Annotated in this window: 13 protein-coding genes; 9 read left to right on the top strand and 4 right to left on the bottom strand. The window is 73.5% G+C overall.

Annotated features, from left to right (window positions below; all coding sequences use genetic code 11):
- Position 1: 1 nt before the first annotated feature.
- Genes NOSIN_RS03145 through NOSIN_RS03135 form a run of 3 tightly spaced genes read right to left on the bottom strand, consistent with a single transcriptional unit; the run spans position 2 to position 3,911 of the window.
- Positions 2–982: an ABC transporter permease gene (locus tag NOSIN_RS03145; protein ID WP_077689283.1), complete on the bottom strand. Its 981-nt coding sequence runs from the start codon at positions 980–982 to the stop codon at positions 2–4.
- Complete coding sequence (locus NOSIN_RS03140; RefSeq protein WP_077689282.1) at positions 979–2,058, bottom strand: ABC transporter permease; 1,080 nt, start codon at positions 2,056–2,058, stop codon at positions 979–981. The genes NOSIN_RS03145 and NOSIN_RS03140 overlap by 4 nt, the downstream gene beginning before the upstream one ends.
- Entirely contained in the window at positions 2,055–3,911 is a 1,857-nt protein-coding gene (locus tag NOSIN_RS03135; protein WP_077689281.1) for an ABC transporter substrate-binding protein, read from the bottom strand. Before NOSIN_RS03135 ends, NOSIN_RS03140 begins: the two co-directional genes overlap by 4 nt.
- A 240-nt stretch (positions 3,912–4,151) precedes the next feature.
- Here NOSIN_RS03135 and NOSIN_RS03130 point away from each other — a divergent pair, with 240 nt between their 5' ends.
- The 5 genes from NOSIN_RS03130 to NOSIN_RS03110 all read left to right on the top strand — a co-directional run bounded on the left by NOSIN_RS03130 (position 4,152) and on the right by NOSIN_RS03110 (position 10,957).
- Positions 4,152–4,865, top strand: a complete 714-nt coding sequence (locus NOSIN_RS03130) for a metal-dependent hydrolase (protein ID WP_077689280.1) — start codon at positions 4,152–4,154, stop codon at positions 4,863–4,865.
- 653 nt (positions 4,866–5,518) lie between these two features.
- On the top strand, positions 5,519–6,178 hold the full coding sequence (locus NOSIN_RS03125) for an O-methyltransferase (protein ID WP_077689279.1): 660 nt from the start codon (positions 5,519–5,521) through the stop codon (positions 6,176–6,178).
- A gap of 88 nt (positions 6,179–6,266) precedes the next feature.
- Positions 6,267–7,424 carry an exonuclease SbcCD subunit D gene (locus NOSIN_RS03120; RefSeq protein WP_077689278.1) on the top strand — a complete coding sequence of 386 codons (1,158 nt, stop codon included), beginning with the start codon at positions 6,267–6,269 and terminating at the stop codon, positions 7,422–7,424.
- A complete protein-coding gene (locus NOSIN_RS03115; protein ID WP_077689277.1) occupies positions 7,424–10,429 on the top strand; it encodes an AAA family ATPase in 3,006 nt (1,001 codons plus the stop codon). Before NOSIN_RS03120 ends, NOSIN_RS03115 begins: the two co-directional genes overlap by 1 nt.
- A gap of 99 nt (positions 10,430–10,528) precedes the next feature.
- Entirely contained in the window at positions 10,529–10,957 is a 429-nt protein-coding gene (locus NOSIN_RS03110; protein WP_077689276.1) for a hypothetical protein, read from the top strand.
- A gap of 288 nt (positions 10,958–11,245) precedes the next feature.
- Here NOSIN_RS03110 and NOSIN_RS03105 read toward each other — a convergent pair whose 3' ends face one another.
- Positions 11,246–13,459, bottom strand: coding sequence for a cytochrome c oxidase assembly protein (locus NOSIN_RS03105; RefSeq protein WP_077689275.1), 2,214 nt, complete (start codon positions 13,457–13,459; stop codon positions 11,246–11,248).
- Positions 13,460–13,830: 371 nt separating this feature from the next.
- Here NOSIN_RS03105 and NOSIN_RS03100 point away from each other — a divergent pair, with 371 nt between their 5' ends.
- The 4 genes from NOSIN_RS03100 (at position 13,831) to NOSIN_RS03085 (ending at position 18,390) form a co-directional block, all read left to right on the top strand.
- Positions 13,831–15,078: an amidohydrolase family protein gene (locus NOSIN_RS03100; RefSeq protein WP_077689274.1), complete on the top strand. Its 1,248-nt coding sequence runs from the start codon at positions 13,831–13,833 to the stop codon at positions 15,076–15,078.
- A gap of 207 nt (positions 15,079–15,285) precedes the next feature.
- Positions 15,286–16,407, top strand: a complete 1,122-nt coding sequence (gene ald / locus NOSIN_RS03095) for an alanine dehydrogenase (protein WP_077689273.1) — start codon at positions 15,286–15,288, stop codon at positions 16,405–16,407.
- 258 nt (positions 16,408–16,665) lie between these two features.
- Entirely contained in the window at positions 16,666–17,823 is a 1,158-nt protein-coding gene (locus tag NOSIN_RS03090; RefSeq protein ID WP_077689272.1) for an enolase C-terminal domain-like protein, read from the top strand.
- Between the two features lie 111 nt (positions 17,824–17,934).
- A complete protein-coding gene (locus tag NOSIN_RS03085) occupies positions 17,935–18,390 on the top strand; it encodes a MaoC family dehydratase (protein WP_077689271.1) in 456 nt (151 codons plus the stop codon).
- The last annotated feature ends 190 nt before the right edge of the window (positions 18,391–18,580 follow it).

The following is an 18,580-nucleotide window of genomic DNA, read 5'->3' as shown; positions in this document are numbered from 1 at the left end:
GCTACCCCCGGAGTCGCGGGTTGATGACGGATTCGAGTGCCCGGCCGCACAGGGTGAAGGACAGCGCGACCAGGGCGATCGCCAGGCCGGGCGGGACCATGTACCACCAGATCCCGGAGCTGATCGCGCCGGCGTTGCGGGCCGCCTCCAGGACGCCGCCCCAGGACACGACGGTGGGGTCGCCCACGCCGAGGAAGGCCAGGGTGGACTCGGCGATGATCGAGGTGGCCACGAGCAGGGTGGTCTGGGCGAGCACGACCGGCATGACGTTGGGCAGGACGTGCCAGGCCATGACGTGGGCGTGGCCGCCGCCCAGGGCACGGGCCCGCTCCACGTAGGGGCGGGCCTCCACGGCCAGGGTCTGGGCGCGCACCAGCCGGGCGGTGGCGGGCCAGACGGTGAGGCCGATGGCGATGATGATGGTGCCGGTGCCGCGCGGCAGCACGGCGGCCAGGGCCACGGCCAGGACCAGGGTGGGCAGGACCAGGAACCAGTCGGTGACGCGCATGAGCGCCGAGGACACGATCCTCCCGGCGGCGCCGCCTGAGGCGCCGAAGTGCCCGGCGGTCATCCCGACCAGGGTGCCCAGGACCACGGAGACGGCCGTGGCCAGGAAGCCCACCGTGAGCGAGACGCGGGAGCCCCAGATGACCAGGTCCAGGATGGAGCGGCCGAAGTTGTCGGTGCCGAGCGGGTACTCGACGCTGGGCGGCTGGTAGGCGGCGCCGGGCGCGCCGGTGATGGTGAGGTCGGCCTGGTCGACGAGGAGCGGGGCGGTCAGCGCCAGGGCGCCGATGGCCAGCAGCGCGGCCAGGCCGAACAGTCCGGCGCGGTTGCGGGCGTACTCGCGGGCGAAGCGGCGCAGGGCCTCGCGGCGGCGCCTGCGGGCGAGGGCTCGGGGTGTGGCCGGCGCGGCGCCTTCGGCCCGGTCGGTCCGGTCGCCGGCCTCCGGGGTGCCGGGCGTCCCGGCGGGGGCGCTCACGGGCGCACCCGGGGGTCGAGCAGCGGGTACACCAGGTCGGCGAGAAGGTTCATGAGGATCACCGAGGCCGCGAAGACCACGAACAGGCCCTGGACGAGGCCGAGGTCGGGCACGCGCAGGCCGGAGTAGAAGAGCTGTCCGAGGCCGGGCCAGGAGAACACGGTCTCCACGAGGATCACGCCGGACACGACCTGGCCGAGGTTGAGGAAGACGAGCGTCACGGTGGGCAGCAGCGCGTTGGGCACGGCGTGCCTGCGCCGCACGAGGGTGTCGCGCAGGCCCTTGGCCCGTGCGGTGGTGAGGTAGTCGGCGCCCTTCTCGTCCATGAGCGAGGAGCGCATGATCATCAGGTACTGGGCGTAGATGACCGCGACCATGGTGGCGACGGGCAGCACCATGTGCCGTGCGGTGCTCAGTGCGGTCTCCAGGGCCCCGTCGGCGCCGGGGGCGACCATGCCGCCGGTGGGGAACAGGCCGGGCACGAACCCGCGCCCGGAGGCCAGGAACACGATGAGCAGCAGGCCGAGCCAGAACGTGGGCACCGACCAGAGGAACAGGGCCACGGCGGTGTTGACGCGGTCGCCGCGGCCGCCCGGCCTCCACCCGGCGCGGGCGCCCAGGAACAGGCCCAGGAGCGCGGCGACGACCGTGCCGGTCCCGGCGAGCAGGACCGTGGGGCCGAGGCGGTTCAGGATGAGCTCGGCGACGGGTTCGCGGTACTGGAAGGACGTGCCGAGGTCGAAGCGGAGCAGCCCGGCCGCGTAGTCCAGGAACTGCTGCCACAGCGGTTGGTCGAGGCCGAACTGGCGGCGCAGCTCCTCGCGCTGTTCGGCGGTGACCTCGCGGCCCTCGGTCATGGCGCGGACGGGGTCGCCGGGCAGGATCCGGAAGAGGAAGAACCCGGCGACGACCACGGCGGCCAGGGAGGCCAGCGCGGTCGTCAGGCGTCCGGCCACGTAGCGCGCGACCCGGCCGGCGCGGCCCGCGCGGCCGGGACCGGCGGGGTCCGCCGGGACGGGGGCGTCGTTCGCCCCGGGCCCGGGCGGATCCCCCGCCCTGGTGGGAGTACTGGTCACTCGCGGTCCTCCCTGGTGGCGCGTCGGCGGAGCAGCAGGAATCCCCCGCCCGCGACGAGGACGAGCACGACGGTTCCGACGCCGATCCAGGCCCCGGTGGAGGGCCCGGAGGCGGCGGCTCCGGCCTCGGCGGAGGCGGGTTCGGCGGACCACCAGGCCCAGTAGCCGTCCTGGCCCCAGATGTTGCCGCCCTCGGCGGGCTCGTACTGGATGGAGGCGATGTGGTCGGTGCGGTAGGCCTCCATGATGTTGGGGTAGGCGAGGACGTTCACGACGGCCTCGCGGTGGAGGACCTCCTGGAGCCGGTGGATGATCTCGGCCCGGGCCTCGCGGTCGTACTCGGCGAGCTGGGCCTCGTAGAGCTCGTCGTACTCCTCGTCGCAGAAGTAGGCGTCGCCCTGCATGGTGCCGGGCTCGGTGGGCAGGGCCCCGCAGGTGTGGATGCTGAGGACGTAGTCGGGGTCGGGGTTGACCGTCCACCCGGTGAAGATGAGGTCGTACTCGCCCGCGAAGAGGGCGTCGCTGAGTACGCCGGGGTCGACGGTGAGGTTCCTGACCTCGATACCGATGTCGGCGAGGCGCTCGACCAGGACCAGCCCGGCGTTGACGTTGGCGGGGCGGTCCTGGTGGACGTGCATGCGCAGTTCGAGGCGGTCGCCGTCGGGTGAGACGCGCACGCCGTCCCCGCCCCTCTCGTACCCGGCCTCGTCGAGCATGGTGTTGGCGGCCTCGGGGTCGAAGTCGGGGAGGGCGCCGCCGCCCTCGGGCTCCCAGTGGAAGTCCTCGTAGCGGGGCGGGATGTAGCCGCCCGCGGCGACGGCCTGGCCGCCGTGCGCCTTGTCGACGATCTCCTCGTTGTCGACGGCCATGGCGATGGCCTGGCGCAGGGTGCGGTCGGCGAGGGCGGGGTGGCCGTCGCCGAACTCCTCGCCGTCCTGGGTGACGGCGCCGGGGTTGACGGTGAAGGCCTGGAAGCGCTTGCCCTCGGCGACGTTGACGTGGATGTCCTCGGTGGTCCGCAGGGCTTCGGCCTGGGCCTGGGTGAGCTCGTAGACGAAGGAGACCTCGCCGCTGCGCAGGGCCTCGACCGCGGCGTCCTTCTCGGAGTAGTAGCGCAGGACGATCCGGTCGAAGCCGGGGGCGCCGCGCCAGTGGTCGGGGTTGGCCTCCAGGGTGATGGACCTGCCCCGGTCGTGGCCGGTGAGGACGAAGGGGCCGCTGCCGACGGTCGGGAACTCCTCGTTGCCGTACTCGGCGAAGGCGTCCCCCTCCTCCTCCAGGATCGGCTCCCAGACGTGCCGGGGCACGACCGGGACGTTGAGGGAGGCCATCGTGGCCTGGGGCTGGTCGAGTTCGACGACCACGGTGCGGTCGTCCTCGGCGGTGACCGACTCGAAGCCGGAGACGTAGTTGCCGTTGGCGACGGCCGCGGCCTCGTTCTCCATCATCGTGGTGAAGGTCCAGACCACGTCGTCGGCGGTGAGGGGCTCGCCGTCGGAGAAGGTGACGCCGTCGCGCAGGTGGAAGGTCCAGGTGAGGCCGTCCTCGCTGGACTCCCAGGACTCGGCCAGCGAGGGGGCGGGCTCGTTCGTCTTGGGGCTGACGGTGATGAGGGAGTCGTAGACGTGGCGGAGGACGTTGGTGGTGACGGCGAGCTGGGCCGTGAAGGGGTTGAACGAGTCCACCTGCTGGGAGGTGGCGATCGTGAGGGTGTCGCCACCGTCCTCGTCCGCCGCGGCGGGGGCGGAGGCGAGGGCGGGAACCGCGGCCAGGAGCAGGGCGGTACCCGCGGCGGCGGCACGGCGGAGGCTGGGGGGTCGAAGGAGGCCGGAGGAATGTCCGTGGGAGTTCATGTGCGGCCCCTGTCAGAGGATCGTGTGGTGGGAGGCGCGCCACCGCCGCCCTGGGGTTGGTGGTTGTTTACCAACCTGCGGTGATCGGCGTCAATGATCTACGGGGAGCGCCGTGACATTGGAATACATTCGCCTCTGGGAACCGGGGACGGAGTGGTCCCTGTGCGCCGCGTGACGTGCGGGTCGTCCACCGCCACCCCGCGTTGGCAGTGAATGCCGTACTCCGCTACGGTTCCGGCCATGATGGGGCACTCTCACGCACTGAGCGGCGTGGTCGGTTGGATGGCGGTCGTCCCGCTGGTTCAGGGCATGGAATTTCCCGGACTCAGCTTCGACCTGGGACCCGGCGAGATCGTCGCCGGGTCCCTGGTCTGCGCCGGTGCGGCCCTGCTGCCCGACCTGGACCACAAGAGCGCCACGGTGACCAAGACCTACGGCAAGGTCACCGAGACGCTGGGCGGCATGCTCGGCTTCCTCTTCGGCGGTCACCGCATGGGAACGCACTCGTTCTTCTTCGCGATCCTCGTGGGCGTGCTGGTCCAGTTGCTGGCCCTGTGGTCGGAGCTGGCCGTCCAGATCTTCGTGTTCCTGCTGATCGGCATCGCCCTGCAGGGCCTGGGATTTGGCCTGGACAAGAACCGCGTCGCCTCGGGGATCATCAACGCGATGGTCACGGGAGGGATCACGCTGGCCCTGTTCACCGCCGGGGTGAACTACAGCTGGCTGGGCCTGGCGGTGGCCTTCGGCGTGGTGCTGCACTTCTTCGGCGACATGATCACCAAGATGGGCGTGCCGATCTTCTGGCCCTTCTACAAGAAGCGCTTCGGCCAGGACAAGGGCTTCGTCACCGACGGCCCCGTCGAGCAGAAGCTGGTCACCCCGCTGCTGACCATCGGCGTCATCGTGGGGACGGTGTACCTCTTCGACTGGCCCTCCCTGTTGCCCGAGTACTAGTGCTTCCTTCGGGGCTCCGCTCCGCTTCGCCCACCCCTCGCCCTCCGCCACCCCCAGCGGACGCCCGCGGCGCGGCGCCCTCCGTGTCCGGACGCCTTGGAGACGGGAGCCTTCGGCTCCTCCGAAACCCCGCCGGCGCTCTGGTGCCTTCCTTGGGGCTCCGCTCCGCTTCGCCCCGTGTCCGGACGCCTCGAAGGCGGGAACCTTCGGCGCCCCCGAAGGGTTCACTCGTACCTCGTGAACCCTCCTACGCCACCTCCAGAACCCCGCCGGCGCTCTGGTGCCTTCCTTGGGGCTCCGCTCCGCTTCGCCCCGTGTCCGGACGCCTCGAAGGCGGGAACCTTCGGCGCCTCCGAAGGGTTCACTCGTACCTCGTGAACCCTCCTACGCCACCTCCAGAACCCCGCCGGCGCTCTGGTGCCTTCCTTGGGGCTCCGCTCCGCTTCGCCCCGTGTTCGGACGCCTCGAAGGCGGGAACCTTCGGCGCCTCCGAAGGGTTCACTCGTGCCTCGTGAACCCTCCTACGGCACCTCCAGAACCCCGCCGGCGCCCGAACCACACCCCCAGGGGGCTGAGGCAGGACTCGCCACGCACCCCGGGACACAGCGGCCCGGTCCGGGTGATGCGGGAGGTGCTGTTCTAGGCTGGCGGGCGTGACACGATCCTCAGAGGGCCTGACTCCGGAACTGCACGCCTACATCGTCGACCACAGCGAGCCCGTGGACGAGGTGCTCGCCGACCTGGCCGAGGAGACCGCTCGGCTCTTCCCCGACTACCGGGGGATGCAGATCGGTCCCGAGCAGGGTGCCTTCACCACCCTGCTCACCCGGGTCTGCGGCGCCCGCGACGTCGTGGAGGTCGGGACCTTCACCGGCTACTCCTCGATCTGCTTCGCGCGCGGCCTGCCCGCGGACGGCCGCCTGCTGGCCCTGGACGTCAGCGACGAGTGGACCTCCGTCGCCCGCCGCTACTGGGAGCGCGCCGGGGTCGCCGGCAAGATCACGCTCAGGCTCGGCCCGGCCCTGGAGTCCCTGCGCGCGCTCCCCCCGGAGCCCCAGTTCGACCTGGCCTTCGTGGACGCCGACAAGGAGGGCTACGTCGGCTACTGGGAGGAGCTGGTCCCCCGCATCCGCCGGGGCGGCCTCATCCTGGCCGACAACACCCTCTCCCACGGGCGCGTGGTGGACACCGCCGACACCTCCCCGGTGGTGCGGGGCATCCGCGACTTCAACGACCGCCTGGTCGCCGACGAGCGCGTCGAGCAGGTGCTGCTGCCCGTAGGCGACGGCCTCACCCTCGCCCGTAGGCACTGACGGGTCCCGCCGGGGCCCGCGGACACCGATATCCCACAGTCGTCCACAGAAGGGGATTTCCCCGAACGCGGTACGCCCGTCTTCGGTAATGTCCGGTGCCATGCGCCTGCTGCACACCTCGGACTGGCACCTGGGTCGCTCCTTCCACAGGGAGAACCTCATCGGCGCCCAGTCCGCCTTCCTCGACCACCTCGTCGACACCATCCGCGAACGCCGGATCGACGTCGTCGCCGTGGCCGGCGACCTCTACGACCGCGCGCTTCCCTCGGTGGACGCCGTCCGGCTGTTCGACCGGGCGCTCAGCCGCATCCGCGAGACGGGAGCCCGCGCCGTCCTCATCAGCGGCAACCACGACTCCATGACGCGGATGTCCTTCGCCACCGGCCTCATCGACGCCTCGGGCGTCCACCTGCGCAGCTCCCTGGACGGGGTCGGCGCCCCCGTCGTCGTCGACGACGAGCACGGCCCCGTCGCCTTCTACGGCATCCCCTACCTCGACCCGGAACTCGCCCGCCACCAGTGGGACCTGCCCGAGCGCGGCCACGCCACGGCCGTCGGATACGCCATGGACCTGGTCCGCGCCGACCTCGCCGAGCGCCCGGGCACCCGCTCGGTGGTCCTCTCGCACGCCTTCGTCACCGGCGGAGAGCCCTCCGACAGCGAACGCGACATCTCCGTGGGCGGCGCCTCGCACGTGCCCGTCCGGGTCTACGACGGGGTCGACTACGTCGCCCTGGGCCACCTGCACGGACGGCAGGCCATCACCCCGTCCGTGCGCTACGCGGGCAGCCCGCTCGCCTACTCCTTCTCCGAGGAGCACCACGTCAAGGGCTGCTGGGTGGTGGAGCTGGACGCCGACGGCCTGGCGGACGCGGAGTTCGTCGAGGCGCCAGTCCCCCGCCCGCTGGCCCGGATCCGCGGCCGGATCGAGGACCTGCTCACCCTCCCCGAGTGGGACTCCCACACCGACCACTGGCTCCAGATCACCCTCACCGACCCCCGCCGCCCGGCCCACCCCATGGACCGGCTGCGCGAACGCTTCCCCCACACCCTGGTCCTGGACTTCGCTCCCGAGGGCGCCGCCCCCGACACCCGCCCGGTCGCCGCCTCCGTCGCCGACCGCAGCGAGCGCCAGGTGGTCGCCGACTTCGTCGAGTGGGCCCGCGGCACCCCCGCCACCCCCGAGGAGGAGGCCCTCGTGAACACCGCCGTCGAGCAGGTCCGGTCCCAGGAGGGAACGCGCTGATGCGGTTGCACACCCTCACCATCGAGGCGTTCGGCCCGTTCGCGGGCACCGAGAAGGTGGACTTCGACCGCCTCAGCGCGGGCGGGCTCTTCCTCGTCCACGGCCCCACCGGCGCGGGCAAGACCTCCGTGCTGGACGCGGTGTGCTTCGCCCTGTACGGCAGCGTGCCGGGCGCACGCGGCAAGGACCGCTCCCCCAAGAGCGACCACGCGCCGCTGGACCGCGTCCCCCGGATCACCCTGGAGTTCACCGTCCGGGACCGCCGTGTCCGCGTCGAGCGCAGCCCCCGCTGGGAGCGGCCCAAGAAGCGCGGGACCGGCACCAGGGTCGAGAACGCCAAGGTCCTCGTCCAGGAGCGGCTCAACGGCCGCTGGGAGGGCGTCACCAACCGCCCCGACGAGGCCGGGCAGTTCGTCGGCGACCTGGTGGGGCTCACCCTCGAACAGTTCTGCCAGACCGCCATGCTCCCCCAGGGCGACTTCGCCCGGTTCCTGCGCGCCAAGTCCGACGAACGGCGCGACTCCCTGGAGCGGATCTTCAACACCCGCGTGTTCCGCGACGTGGAGGAGTGGTTCAAGGAGCACGCCAACAGGCTGCGCCGCGAGGTGGAGTCCGCCGACGACCGGGTGCGCGCGGTCGCGGGCCGGATCGCCGAGGTCGGCCGGTGCACCGCACCCGACCTGCCCGAGGAGCTGTCGGCGTGGGCCGCCGAACTGGCCGCCGTCACCACCGCGACCGCGCGCGACGCCGCCTCCGTGGCCGCGGAGTTCACCGGGGCACGTGAGGACGCGCGGCTGGCCCTGGCCGAGGGACGGGAGCTGCGCGACCGCCAGGATCGGCTGGCCTCCGCGCGCCTGCGCCGCGCCGAGCTCGCCGAGCACGCCGACTGGCGCGCGGAGGCCGACACCCGGCTCGACGCGGCCGAGCGCGCCGATTCGGTGCTGCCGTTCCTGCGCGCCCGCGACAACCGGCGCACCGAGCTGGACAAGGCCGAAATGGCCGTCACCGACCACCTGGCCCTGGTCAGCGGCCTGCCGGGGGTCGACACCGCGGACCTGTTCCCCCCGGAGCCGGGCGGGCCGGGCCCCGAGGAGGCGCTGCGCGGCGCCGAGCGGGAGCGCCGCGACGAGCTGGCACGTCTGGAGCTGCTGCGCGGGGACGCCGAGCGCCGCCGATCCCTGGGTCGCTCCGTCACCGAGCTCACCCGGCACCTGGGCGAGATCTGCGACCAGTGGGACCACCAGCGCGGGCTGGTCGCCGACCTGCCGCCGCAGGTGGAGCGGTTGACCGACCGGCTGCGCGGTCTGCGCGACCGGGCGGGTCTGGTGGAGTCGGCCGAGACCGTCCTGGCCGCCGCCGAGCGGCGCCGGGACGGGGCCGTGGAGGCGGAGCGCCTCGGCCGGGAGCTGGAGGCGGCCCGGGAACGGCACCACGCGGCGGTGGACGCCGCCCAGGAGGCCCGCGACCGCGCCCAGGAGCTGCACGAGCGCCGGATCACCCACATGGCCGCCGAACTGGCCGGGAACCTCGCCGACGGTGAGCCGTGCGCCGTGTGCGGGTCGGCGGAGCACCCCGCCCCCGCCCGGCCCTCCGGAGAGGGGCTGGTGTCCCCGGATGAGGAGGAGCGGGCCCGGGCGGCCGCCGACACCGCCGCCGCCCGGCGCACCGAGGCGGAGAACGCCGTGACGGCGCTGCGTGAGCGGTGCGAGGCCGCCCGCGAGCGCGCCGAGGGCCGCACCCCCGAGTCCGCCCGCGAGGAGGTGCGGGCCCACCGCCTGGCGCTCTCGCAGGCCCGGGACGCCGTCGGTGAGGCGCGCCGCGTGGAGGAGGCGCTGGAGAGGGCCGCCGCCGACCTGGAGCGGGCCCGTGCCCGCGAGGGCGAACTGCTCCGCCAGGAGACCCGGGTGGAGGCCGACCGGGAGAACGCCGTCCGCGAGCACGAGAGGCTGACCGCGCGGCTGGATCGGGCACGCGGGGACGACGCGGGGCTGGACGAGCGGATCACCAGGCTGAGCGGCGAGGCCGACCTGCTCCGCGCCGCCGCCGAGGCCGCCGTCGCCCGGGACCGCGCGGCCGAGGAGCTGCGCGCGGCCGCCGCCGAGGCCGAGCGGGCGCGGGCCGAGGTCCGGTTCGCCGACGAGGCCGGGGTGTGGGAGGCCGTCCTGGACGAGCGGCGGCGGCGTGAGCTGCGTGAGCGCGCCCGTTCCTTCGACGGCAAGTGGGCCACCGTCGAGGCGGCGCTGGCCGATCCCGGCCTGGCCGCCGCGGGGGAGCTGCCCGCCCCGGACCTGGAGGCGCTGGACGCCGAGGCCCGAAGCGCCTCGGACACCGCCGACCGCGCGGTGACCTGGCGGAGCACGCTGGAGCAGCGGGCGAGCCGGCTCACCGAGCTGCGCGGGGACCTCCGGAGGCAGTTGGCGGACTGTGAGCCGGTGCTGCACCGCTACACGGTGGCCGAGGGGCTGCGCGGCCTGGCGGCGGGGACCTCCCCCGACAACACCGACCACGTGCGCCTGTCCGCCTACGTGCTGGCCTCCCGCCTGGAGCGGGTGGTGGCCGCCGCCAACGACCGCCTGGTGACGATGTCGGACGGCCGGTACGAGTTGCGGTACACGGTGGACAAGGCCGCCGGTGACGGGCGCGCGCGTTCGGCCGGAGGCCTGGGCATGCGGGTGGTCGACGCCTGGACGGGGGTGGAGCGCGACCCGGCCACGCTCTCGGGCGGGGAGACGTTCTTCAGCTCGCTGGCCCTGGCCCTGGGGCTGGGCGACGTGGCCAGTGCCGAGGCGGGCGGCGCGGACATCGACACGCTGTTCGTGGACGAGGGCTTCGGCACCCTGGACGAGGACACCCTGGAGGAGGTGCTGGACGTCCTGGACCGGCTGCGCGACGGCGGCCGCGCCGTGGGCGTGGTGAGCCACGTCGCCGACCTGAGGCAGCGGGTGTCGACGCGGCTGAGGGTGGTCAAGAGCGCCTCGGGGTCGAGGGTGGAGCACGTGGGCTGACCGGCCCGGTCCCGCTCCCGGGACGGGCGGCGCCGGCCACTGCGCTCGGGCCCTTCGCACACCCACCCCGGATCCGGCCGCCCTCCGACCGGTGCGACAATGACCAGCGTGAATTCGCTGGTCGACATCGCCGTGTTCGGAATCGTGGGCGCCATCATGATGGCGGCCCTCATCGGTCTGCTCCTCGTGCTTCCAGGGGGTGCCCGCGAGGCGCCGCCCGGGGTGCGGGTGGCGTTCGGAGCCGCCTCGGTGGTGCTCCTGGTGGCGCTGCCGGTACTGGCCGCGGCCAACACGCTGTCCGCCGGCTCCGGCTTCTGGACGGCGTTCGCCGTGGCCAGTTGCGTCGTGGCCGTCGTGTACGCGGTGAACGTGGCGATGCTGCCGCTGGTGGCCCGCCGCCAGGCCGCGTCCGGGGACCGGTCCGCCCTCGCATCGCTGCGTCCGTCCCTGCCGGTCCTGGCCGTGGGCCTGCTGGTCTGCCTGACCCTGGGGCTGGTGGGCGCGTCCGTGGCCGCCCTGATCATCTGACCCCGGCTCCCCGCTCCCACGCCCCGCGCCCTCCGGCGCGGGGCTTCTCACGTGGCGGGCTCCGTGCGATGGTCCCAGTGCGGTGGGCCCCGTGCGGCGCGCCTCCGCATCGCGGGCTCCGTGCGTGGGCCGCGAGTTCCGTACGCCACGGGTGTCCGGCGGGGCGTTCGCCCCGTGGGACTCCGAGCGCCGACGCCCGGGGAGGGGCCTCCGACGCGGCGGCGGGGGCGCACCCTCCGGTACGCCCCCGCGCGGATCCGCCCGTGCGCCGCTCACGGCGCCGCGTCCCTATCCGTTCGGCTCGACCTGTCCGCCGGGCTTCGCGTCCGCCTCCGGCTCGGGCCGCCCGTCCGCCCGCTCCTGCGGCTCCGGGGCGCCCGGGGCCACCGCGGCCTCCGTCGCCGCGGCGCCAGCGGCCGGGCCCGCACCCGCACCCGCACCGCGCGAGCGCCGGTCGAGTTCGGCCAGGTAGGCGTTGTAGGCGTCCATGTCGGCGTCGTCGGAACCACCCCGGCGGCTGTGCCGTTCGCGGCGGCGCTCCTCCTTCTCGTCGTCGCGCGCCCACTGCCGGACCAGCGCGATCATGACCAGCGCGGTGGGGATCTCGCCCAGCGCCCAGGCGACGCCGCCGCCCTTGTACTGGTCCTCGGCCTGTCCCTCCATCCACGGCACCTCGAACTGGCCGTAGAAGTCCATCGCCAGCGGCGCCGACTGCATCATGATCGTGATGCCGAAGAAGGCGTGGAACCCCATCACCACCAGCAGCAGCAGGATCCGCAGCAGGAAGGGCACCTTCCTCGGGGCCGGGTCCACGCCCACGATGATCCAGTAGAAGAGGAAGCCCACGAGGAGGAAGTGCACGCTCATGAACATGTGGCCCAGGTGGTCGTTCATCAGCGTGGCGAACAGCGGGGTGAAGTACAGCGCGTAGGGGCTGAGCACGAACAGCGGGGCGGCGACCGCCGGATGCGTCACCACCTTGGAGTAGCGGCTGTTGAGGAACAGGTTCAGCCACTCGCGCGGCCCCCGGTCCCCGCGCCGCGCGGCGGGCCGGAACCCGCGCAGGGCCAGGGTGACCGGCGCGCCCAGCACCAGCAGGATCGGGGTGAGCATCGACAGCACCATGTGCTGGATCATGTGCGTCGAGAACATCACCATCGAGTAGGTCGCGAACCCGCTCAACTGTGTGACGACGATCGTCAGCAGCCCCGCCATGAAGGCCACCGTGCGCCCGACGGGCCAGGCGTCGCCCCGGCGCCGCAGCCGCACCACGCCGGCCGCGTACAGCCCTCCCCCGAGCACCACGACCATGGCGAAGAACAGGTCGGGGCGCCACAGCGTGAGCAGGTTCGCGGCGCTCATGGGCGGCGGGACCGGGAAACCGAGGATGATGGTGGCCGGGTCGACGGTGCTCTCCAGCGGCGGGGGCGGCGCGGTGCGCCCCAGTCCGACGGCCACACCGATGACGGCGGCCATGATGAGCACCTCGACCAGTGCCACGCGCAGGAACAGCGGGCGCCGGAAGGCCTCTCCCGCCGGGCCCTCCGGCGCGTCGTCGAGGCGCTTGAAGGTGAACTCGCGCTGCATGTAGCCGAACGCGCCCAGGACCACGAACAGGATGGTCTTGACCAGGATGATCAGCCCGTACTCGGTGGTGAGCAGGTCCCCGGGGGAGTACAGGCGCGCCAGCGCGCTGGCCACGCCGCTGACGGCCACGCCGGCGTAGGCCCACAGGGCCATGCGGCTGAACCGGTTGGCGGCCACCGACGGGGCCTGCGCGTCCCGGCGCGTCGCGTGGTAGGTGAGGGCGGCCAGGCCGCCCACCCACACGCTGATGGAGATGACGTGCATGGCCAGTCCGGTCACGGCCAGTTCGTGCGCCCCGGAGGAGGCCGAGTGGCCGGTCAGCGCCGGGGGCGTGATCGCGACCAGGGCGAGGACGAGCAGCCACAGGCCCCCGGTGGCGCTGGTGGTCGTGCGGCCGAACAGGGCGATGCCGGTCGTGAACAGGACGACGAACATCAGCGCGATGCCGCCGGAGATGGATCCGGCGTAGGCGGTGACCTCGTCGACGCTGACCTGGCCGACGGCCCTGGCCAGGAACTCCGAGGTCTGGAAGTAGAGGGTGAACACGGCGGAGACGGCCCACGCCAGGGCCGCCCAGGTGGCGCCGTGCACGTAGCCGACCGCCTGTCGGGACAGCCGGCCCTTGTGGGAGGGCAGCAAAACCGTCGCGAGCAGCAGCAGGCCGATGGCCACGACCCCGGAGGCGTCCATGGCTGTCTTGGCCAGCGGCAGGCCCCAGCGGACGGCCTCGCCGGCGTCGGGCAGGCCCGGGATGACCTCGGGGAAGGCGGCGCCGCCGAGAAGGAGGGTGAGGCTCAGACCGAGCAGGCACAGGGCCGCGGCGGCCACGGCGAAGAGGGGGACGCGCCCCGGGCCCGGGGCGTCGTCATGGTGTTCCTGAGGAGGGGATTTCGGGTTCAGTGCGGGAGGAGCCACGCGCCACTCCGTCGTCGGTCTCGTTTCGATGGCTGGTCAGCGCCCTTGGCCGTTGGCCGCCTCGCTGCTGTCCAGTCACTTCCGGCAGGGGCCGCGCACGGAGGAACACCTCGACCAAGGTTAAACCGTTTACTACACGGTGTCGGACTTGGGCGCCCCCGGCCACCCCCGTACACGTCCCGAACCCGAGACGTGCCCGGGAGGATGTCGTGTTTCCCCCTCACCGAGGGGCCTCCCGCGATACGCTCGTCCTCCGGCCGAGACGACTTCCCCGCCCGCCGTTCGACCACTCCTCCCCCGTGCCGCGGGCTCCTCCGCGGCTCCTCACAGCACACCCTCCCGTCGCGAGCGTAGTGAAAAGGGGACCGGCGATGACCGTGTTCGACAGTGTGGTCAGGTCCAGGCGCGTGGTCGCCGCCGACGGGGTCGCCCCCGCCTCCGTCGGAGTGCGCGACGGCCGGATCGAGGCCGTGGACGCCTACGGAGCGGACATGCCCGCGCGCGAGGTGACCGACCTCGGCGACGTGGCGCTGCTGCCCGGCGCCGTCGACGTGGACACCGGCGCACACGCGCCGGGGCAGGGCCTGGCCGAGTCCTACCGCCTGGTGGGCACGGCCGCCCTGCGCGGCGGGGTGACCTGCGTCGTGGCCTCCCCCGCCCCGGCCCGGCCCGCCATCACGTGCGCGGACGCGCTCCAGACCCACCAGCGCGCGGCGGCGCCCTCCCCGGTTCCGGTGCTGTTCCTGGGCGGGGTGACCCCAGGCACCGGCCCGCTCGACCTGGCCGACCTGCAGGCGGCGGGCGCGGTGGCCTTCCGCTGCTCCCTGTCGGACGGGGGAGCCCCGGACATGGCGTCCCTGGGCGACGCCCGGCTGCGCAAGTCGATGGCCGAACTCGCGGCACTGGACAGCGTGCTCCTGGTGCACGCCGAGGACGCCCGGGAGCTGGGGACCCCGCCGGTGTCGGCGGAGCAGCGGCCGCCCCGGGCGGAACGGCGCGGACTGGAGCGGGTGATCGCGGCGGCCCGCGTGGTGGGGGCGCGCACGCACGTGTGCCCGTTCACGGCGGCCGAGTGCGCCGCGCTGCTGGCGGCGGCGGGGCCGATCGGGGTGGAGCTGTCGGCGCAGACCTGCCCGCACTACCTGTGCCTGCCCTCGGAGTCGCTGGCACAGGATTCGCCCGCCCACGCCTGTCGTCCCCCGGTGCGCTCGGACGCCAACCGCAGGGCGCTGTGGAGCGCGCTGCTGGCGGAGGAGTCGTCGATCACCACGGTGGGGTCGGGGCACCTTCCCGCCCACGGCCTGTACACGCTGGAGTGGAGCCTGTCCGCACTGTGGACGGCGGCGCACCGGCGCGGTGGCGGACTGGCCGACCTGGCCCGGTGGACGGCCGAGGCTCCCGCGCAACTGCTGGGACTGGGCGGCAAGGGGCGGATCGCGGCGGGCTTCGACGCCGACCTGGTCGCCTTCGACCCCCTCGCACGGGTGGCGGTTCCGGGCGTGGATCCGAGCCCGTACGCGGGTAGGGAACTGGTGGGCCGCGTGGAACGCGTGTGGATCGCGGGACGCGGGACCGGGCCGGAGGGCGGTCGCGTCGGCTCCCCCGCCGACGGTCCGTGACGCGGCCGGACGAGGTCCGGTCACAGGCCGGACGGGGCGCTTCGGAGCGAACCCGCCCGCACCGGGTGCGAACTCGTGTCCCATCCCACGCATTCGCTTTACACGTTGCCAACAAGGTCGCCGACAGTCATGCATGTTGACGATGGCGGCGAGGGGCCTTCGCAGGTCACAGTGGGGATATCAACGGAGATACCAGTAGGAGGAACCGTGCGCATCGGCGTACCCCGTGAGATCAAGAACCACGAGTACCGGGTGGCCATCACTCCTGCGGGGGTCCACGAACTGGTCAGCCGGGGCCACGAGGTGGTCGTCGAACGCGACGCGGGCCTCGGATCCTCCATCCCCGACTCCGAGTACGCGGCGGCGGGTGCCCGCATCCTGGAGACCGCCGACGAGGTGTGGGCCGCGGGCGACCTCATCCTGAAGGTCAAGGAGCCGATCGCGGCGGAGTACCACCGCATGCGCGAGGGGCAGACCCTCTTCACCTACCTGCACCTGGCCGCGTCGCGCGAGTGCACCGACGCGCTGCTGGAGCGGCGGGTGACCGGTATCGCCTACGAGACCGTGCAGCTTCCCGACGGCTCCCTGCCGCTGCTGGCCCCGATGTCGGAGGTCGCGGGCCGCCTGGCCACGCAGGTGGGGTCGGTGACCCTTCAGCGTCCCAGCGGCGGGCGCGGCGTCCTGATGGGCGGGGTGCCGGGTGTGCGCCCGGCGCGGGTGACCGTGGTCGGCGCGGGCGTGTCCGGCCTGAACGCGACGCAGGTCGCGGTGGGCATGGGCGCCGACGTGACCGTGCTGGACCTGAACGTGAACAAGCTGCGGCACGTGGACTCGATCTACCGGGGCCGCGTCAAGACCGTGGTGTCCAACGCGTTCGAGCTGGAGCAGTCGCTGCTGGAGTCCGACCTGGTGATCGGCGCGGTGCTGGTGCCGGGGGCCAAGGCGCCCAAGCTGGTGTCGAACGAGCTGGTGTCGCGGATGCGCCCGGGCGCGGTGCTGGTGGACATCGCCATCGACCAGGGCGGCTGCTTCGAGGACTCGCGTCCCACCACGCACGCCGACCCCACGTTCCAGGTGCACGACACCGTGTTCTACTGCGTGGCGAACATGCCGGGGGCGGTGCCCAACACCTCCACCCACGCGCTGACCAAGGACACCCTGCGCTACACGGTGGCGCTGGCGGAGAAGGGCTGGCGGCGGGCCCTGGCCGAGGACGAGGCGCTGGCCGGGGGCCTGAACACCTTCGACGGCGACGTGGTGTCGGCGCCGGTCGCCGAGGCGCACGGGCTCAAGCACCGTCCGCTGGACGAGGTGCTGGCCACGGGCTGAGAGACGGCGGGCTCTGCTTCGCGGGCCGTCCGCGGCGCCGGTCGGCGCCGCGGGCGGCCCCGTTCCGTGAGGGGCCGTCGGCCCGCGGCGAGGGCACGGGGCGGCCGGAGGGAGCCTCCACCTGGCCGGCCAGGTGGCGCGGACCGCACCGCGCGGGCTGGTCGTGCAGGTCGGCCGGGGGTACCGTCGAGAGGACAGCCCGTGTCCGGCCCGGTGGCCGGACGACCGGCGGGAGGACGAGCACCGAGGTGGGACAGCGTGGCACACACCGACTCGGCGACCGCGACCCGGATCGTCGAACTCGAGCTGATCCGGCTGCGGCCCCAGTCGGGCGTACGGGGCACCGGAGCCGACGGCCCCGTCCTGGTCCGTGTGGCCGACGGCGAGGGCGTCAGCGGCTGGGGAGAGCTTCCACGCGCCACCGGGCCCCAGTGGGAGGCCCTGGCCTCGGCCTTCGCCCCCGCCCTGCTGCGCCACTCCTGGAGACGGCCCACCGAGGCGGGTGAGGCGTGGGCGGACCTGCCCTGGGACCCGGCGGTGGCCGGCGCCCTGGACACCGCCTGCTGGGATCTGTGGAGCCGCCAGCGCGGCACTCCGCTCTCGCACGCCCTGGGCGGTGAGCGCACCGCGCTCACGGCGGGTGTGACCCTGCCCCGGCAGGTGACCGTGGAGTCGGTGGTCACCGAGGTCAACCGGCAGGTCGGGGCGGGATTCAGGCGGATCCGGCTGGAGGTCGAGCCGGGTTGGGACGCCGACGTGGTACGTGCGGTGCGGGGCAGCTTCCCGTTCCTGGTCCTACAGGCCGACGCGGGCGGACGGTACACCGAGTCCCCCGCCGACCTGGACGCACTGCGCGTCCTGGACGGACTCGGCCTGCTGGCGATCGAGGACCCCTTCGCCCCGGGTGACCTGGCCGCGCACGGCCGCCTGGCCTCGGAGCTGCGCACCCCGGTGGCTCTGGGCCGGTCGCTGGACTCGGTGGAGGACCTCGGCGAGGCGATCCGCGCCGAGGCCGGTGGAGCGGTGAACGTGGACCTGACCCGGCTGGGCGGCCTGACGTCCGCCCGCCGCGCGGTGGACCGCGCGGTGGACGCGGGCTGGCAGGTCTGGTGCGGCTCCTCGGCGGTGACGGGGGTCGGGCGTGCGGCCGCGGTCGCGCTGGCGTCCCTGTCGGGGGCGACCCTGCCGGTGGAGATGCCCGGCGCCGGAGGCCGCGGCCGCGACCTGGTGGTCCCGCCGGTACGCGCGCACGACGGGGTGGTGCCGGTCCCGTTGACGGAGAGCGGCCTGGGACACGGAGTGGACCGCACGGCGGTGGCCGGACGCACCGCGCAGACCCTGCTGGTGGACGCCGACGGCACGCGCGAGGCCCTCGCCGAACGCGGCGGCGGAGCCCGCCGCGGCCGGGGCCGCTGATCCCGAGCCGCCTTCCGGGAGGGACTCCCCCTCCCCTTTAACCGAACAGCGTTAGGTAGAGTTGCGGCACCGTCCGGCTCCCGTTCCGGACCCGACGACTGTGGAGGCGCGGTGCGCGTATTCGCCGACATCAACGAGGTCATCGCATCCCAGGGCGAGCACCTGGGCTACACCGACTGGGTGACCATCGACCAGGAACGGATCTCCCTCTTCGCCGACGCGACCGAGGACCACCAGTGGATCCACATCGACCAGGAGAAGGCGGCGTCGGGTCCGTTCGGCGGCACCATCGCACACGGGTTCCTGACCCTGTCGATGCTGGCCCACTTCTCCCAGTCCTCCATCTCACTCACCGAGAAGCCCAGCATGTCCATCAACTACGGGCTCAACAAGGTGCGCTTCCTCCAGCCGGTCCCCTCCGGCGCGCGCATCCGTGACGGCATCGAGCTCAGCTCGGTACAGGAGTCCCCCAAGGGCTACCTGGTGACCACGACCCACACCGTGGAGATCGAGGGCCAGGAGCGCCCCGCCCTGGTCGCCGAGTCGCTCGGCCTCTGGGTGCCGTAGGCCCCTCCCCGCCGGCGGCACGGCCCCGGAGGGCTCTGGAGGCGGCGGAGGCGGGGACAGGTACCGCGGCCGAAGGCCGTCGTTCGGGGTTGGTGGCGGGCGACGGAGAGGCGGGCGCTGGAGCCGGAGGCTCTCCGTTGAGGGTGGTGGGAGGGTGACGGAGAGGCAGGGACCGGAGCCGAAGGCTCTC

It is taken from the genome of Nocardiopsis sinuspersici, assembly GCF_001998325.1.
GTDB lineage: Bacteria > Actinomycetota > Actinomycetes > Streptosporangiales > Streptosporangiaceae > Nocardiopsis > Nocardiopsis sinuspersici.
The sequence above is the reverse complement of the archived record's forward strand: the minus strand, read 5'-3'. Positions and strand labels throughout refer to the sequence as shown.

Coding starts and splice junctions, on each gene's coding strand:
- NOSIN_RS03100 (WP_077689274.1), top strand. CDS start 13,831: ATGACCGTGTTCGACAGTGTGGTCAGGTCCAGGCGCGTGGTCGCCGCC.
- NOSIN_RS03115 (WP_077689277.1), top strand. CDS start 7,424: ATGCGGTTGCACACCCTCACCATCGAGGCGTTCGGCCCGTTCGCGGGC.
- NOSIN_RS03130 (WP_077689280.1), top strand. CDS start 4,152: ATGATGGGGCACTCTCACGCACTGAGCGGCGTGGTCGGTTGGATGGCG.
- NOSIN_RS03135 (WP_077689281.1), bottom strand. CDS start 3,911: ATGAACTCCCACGGACATTCCTCCGGCCTCCTTCGACCCCCCAGCCTC.
- NOSIN_RS03120 (WP_077689278.1), top strand. CDS start 6,267: ATGTCCGGTGCCATGCGCCTGCTGCACACCTCGGACTGGCACCTGGGT.
- NOSIN_RS03110 (WP_077689276.1), top strand. CDS start 10,529: ATGACCAGCGTGAATTCGCTGGTCGACATCGCCGTGTTCGGAATCGTG.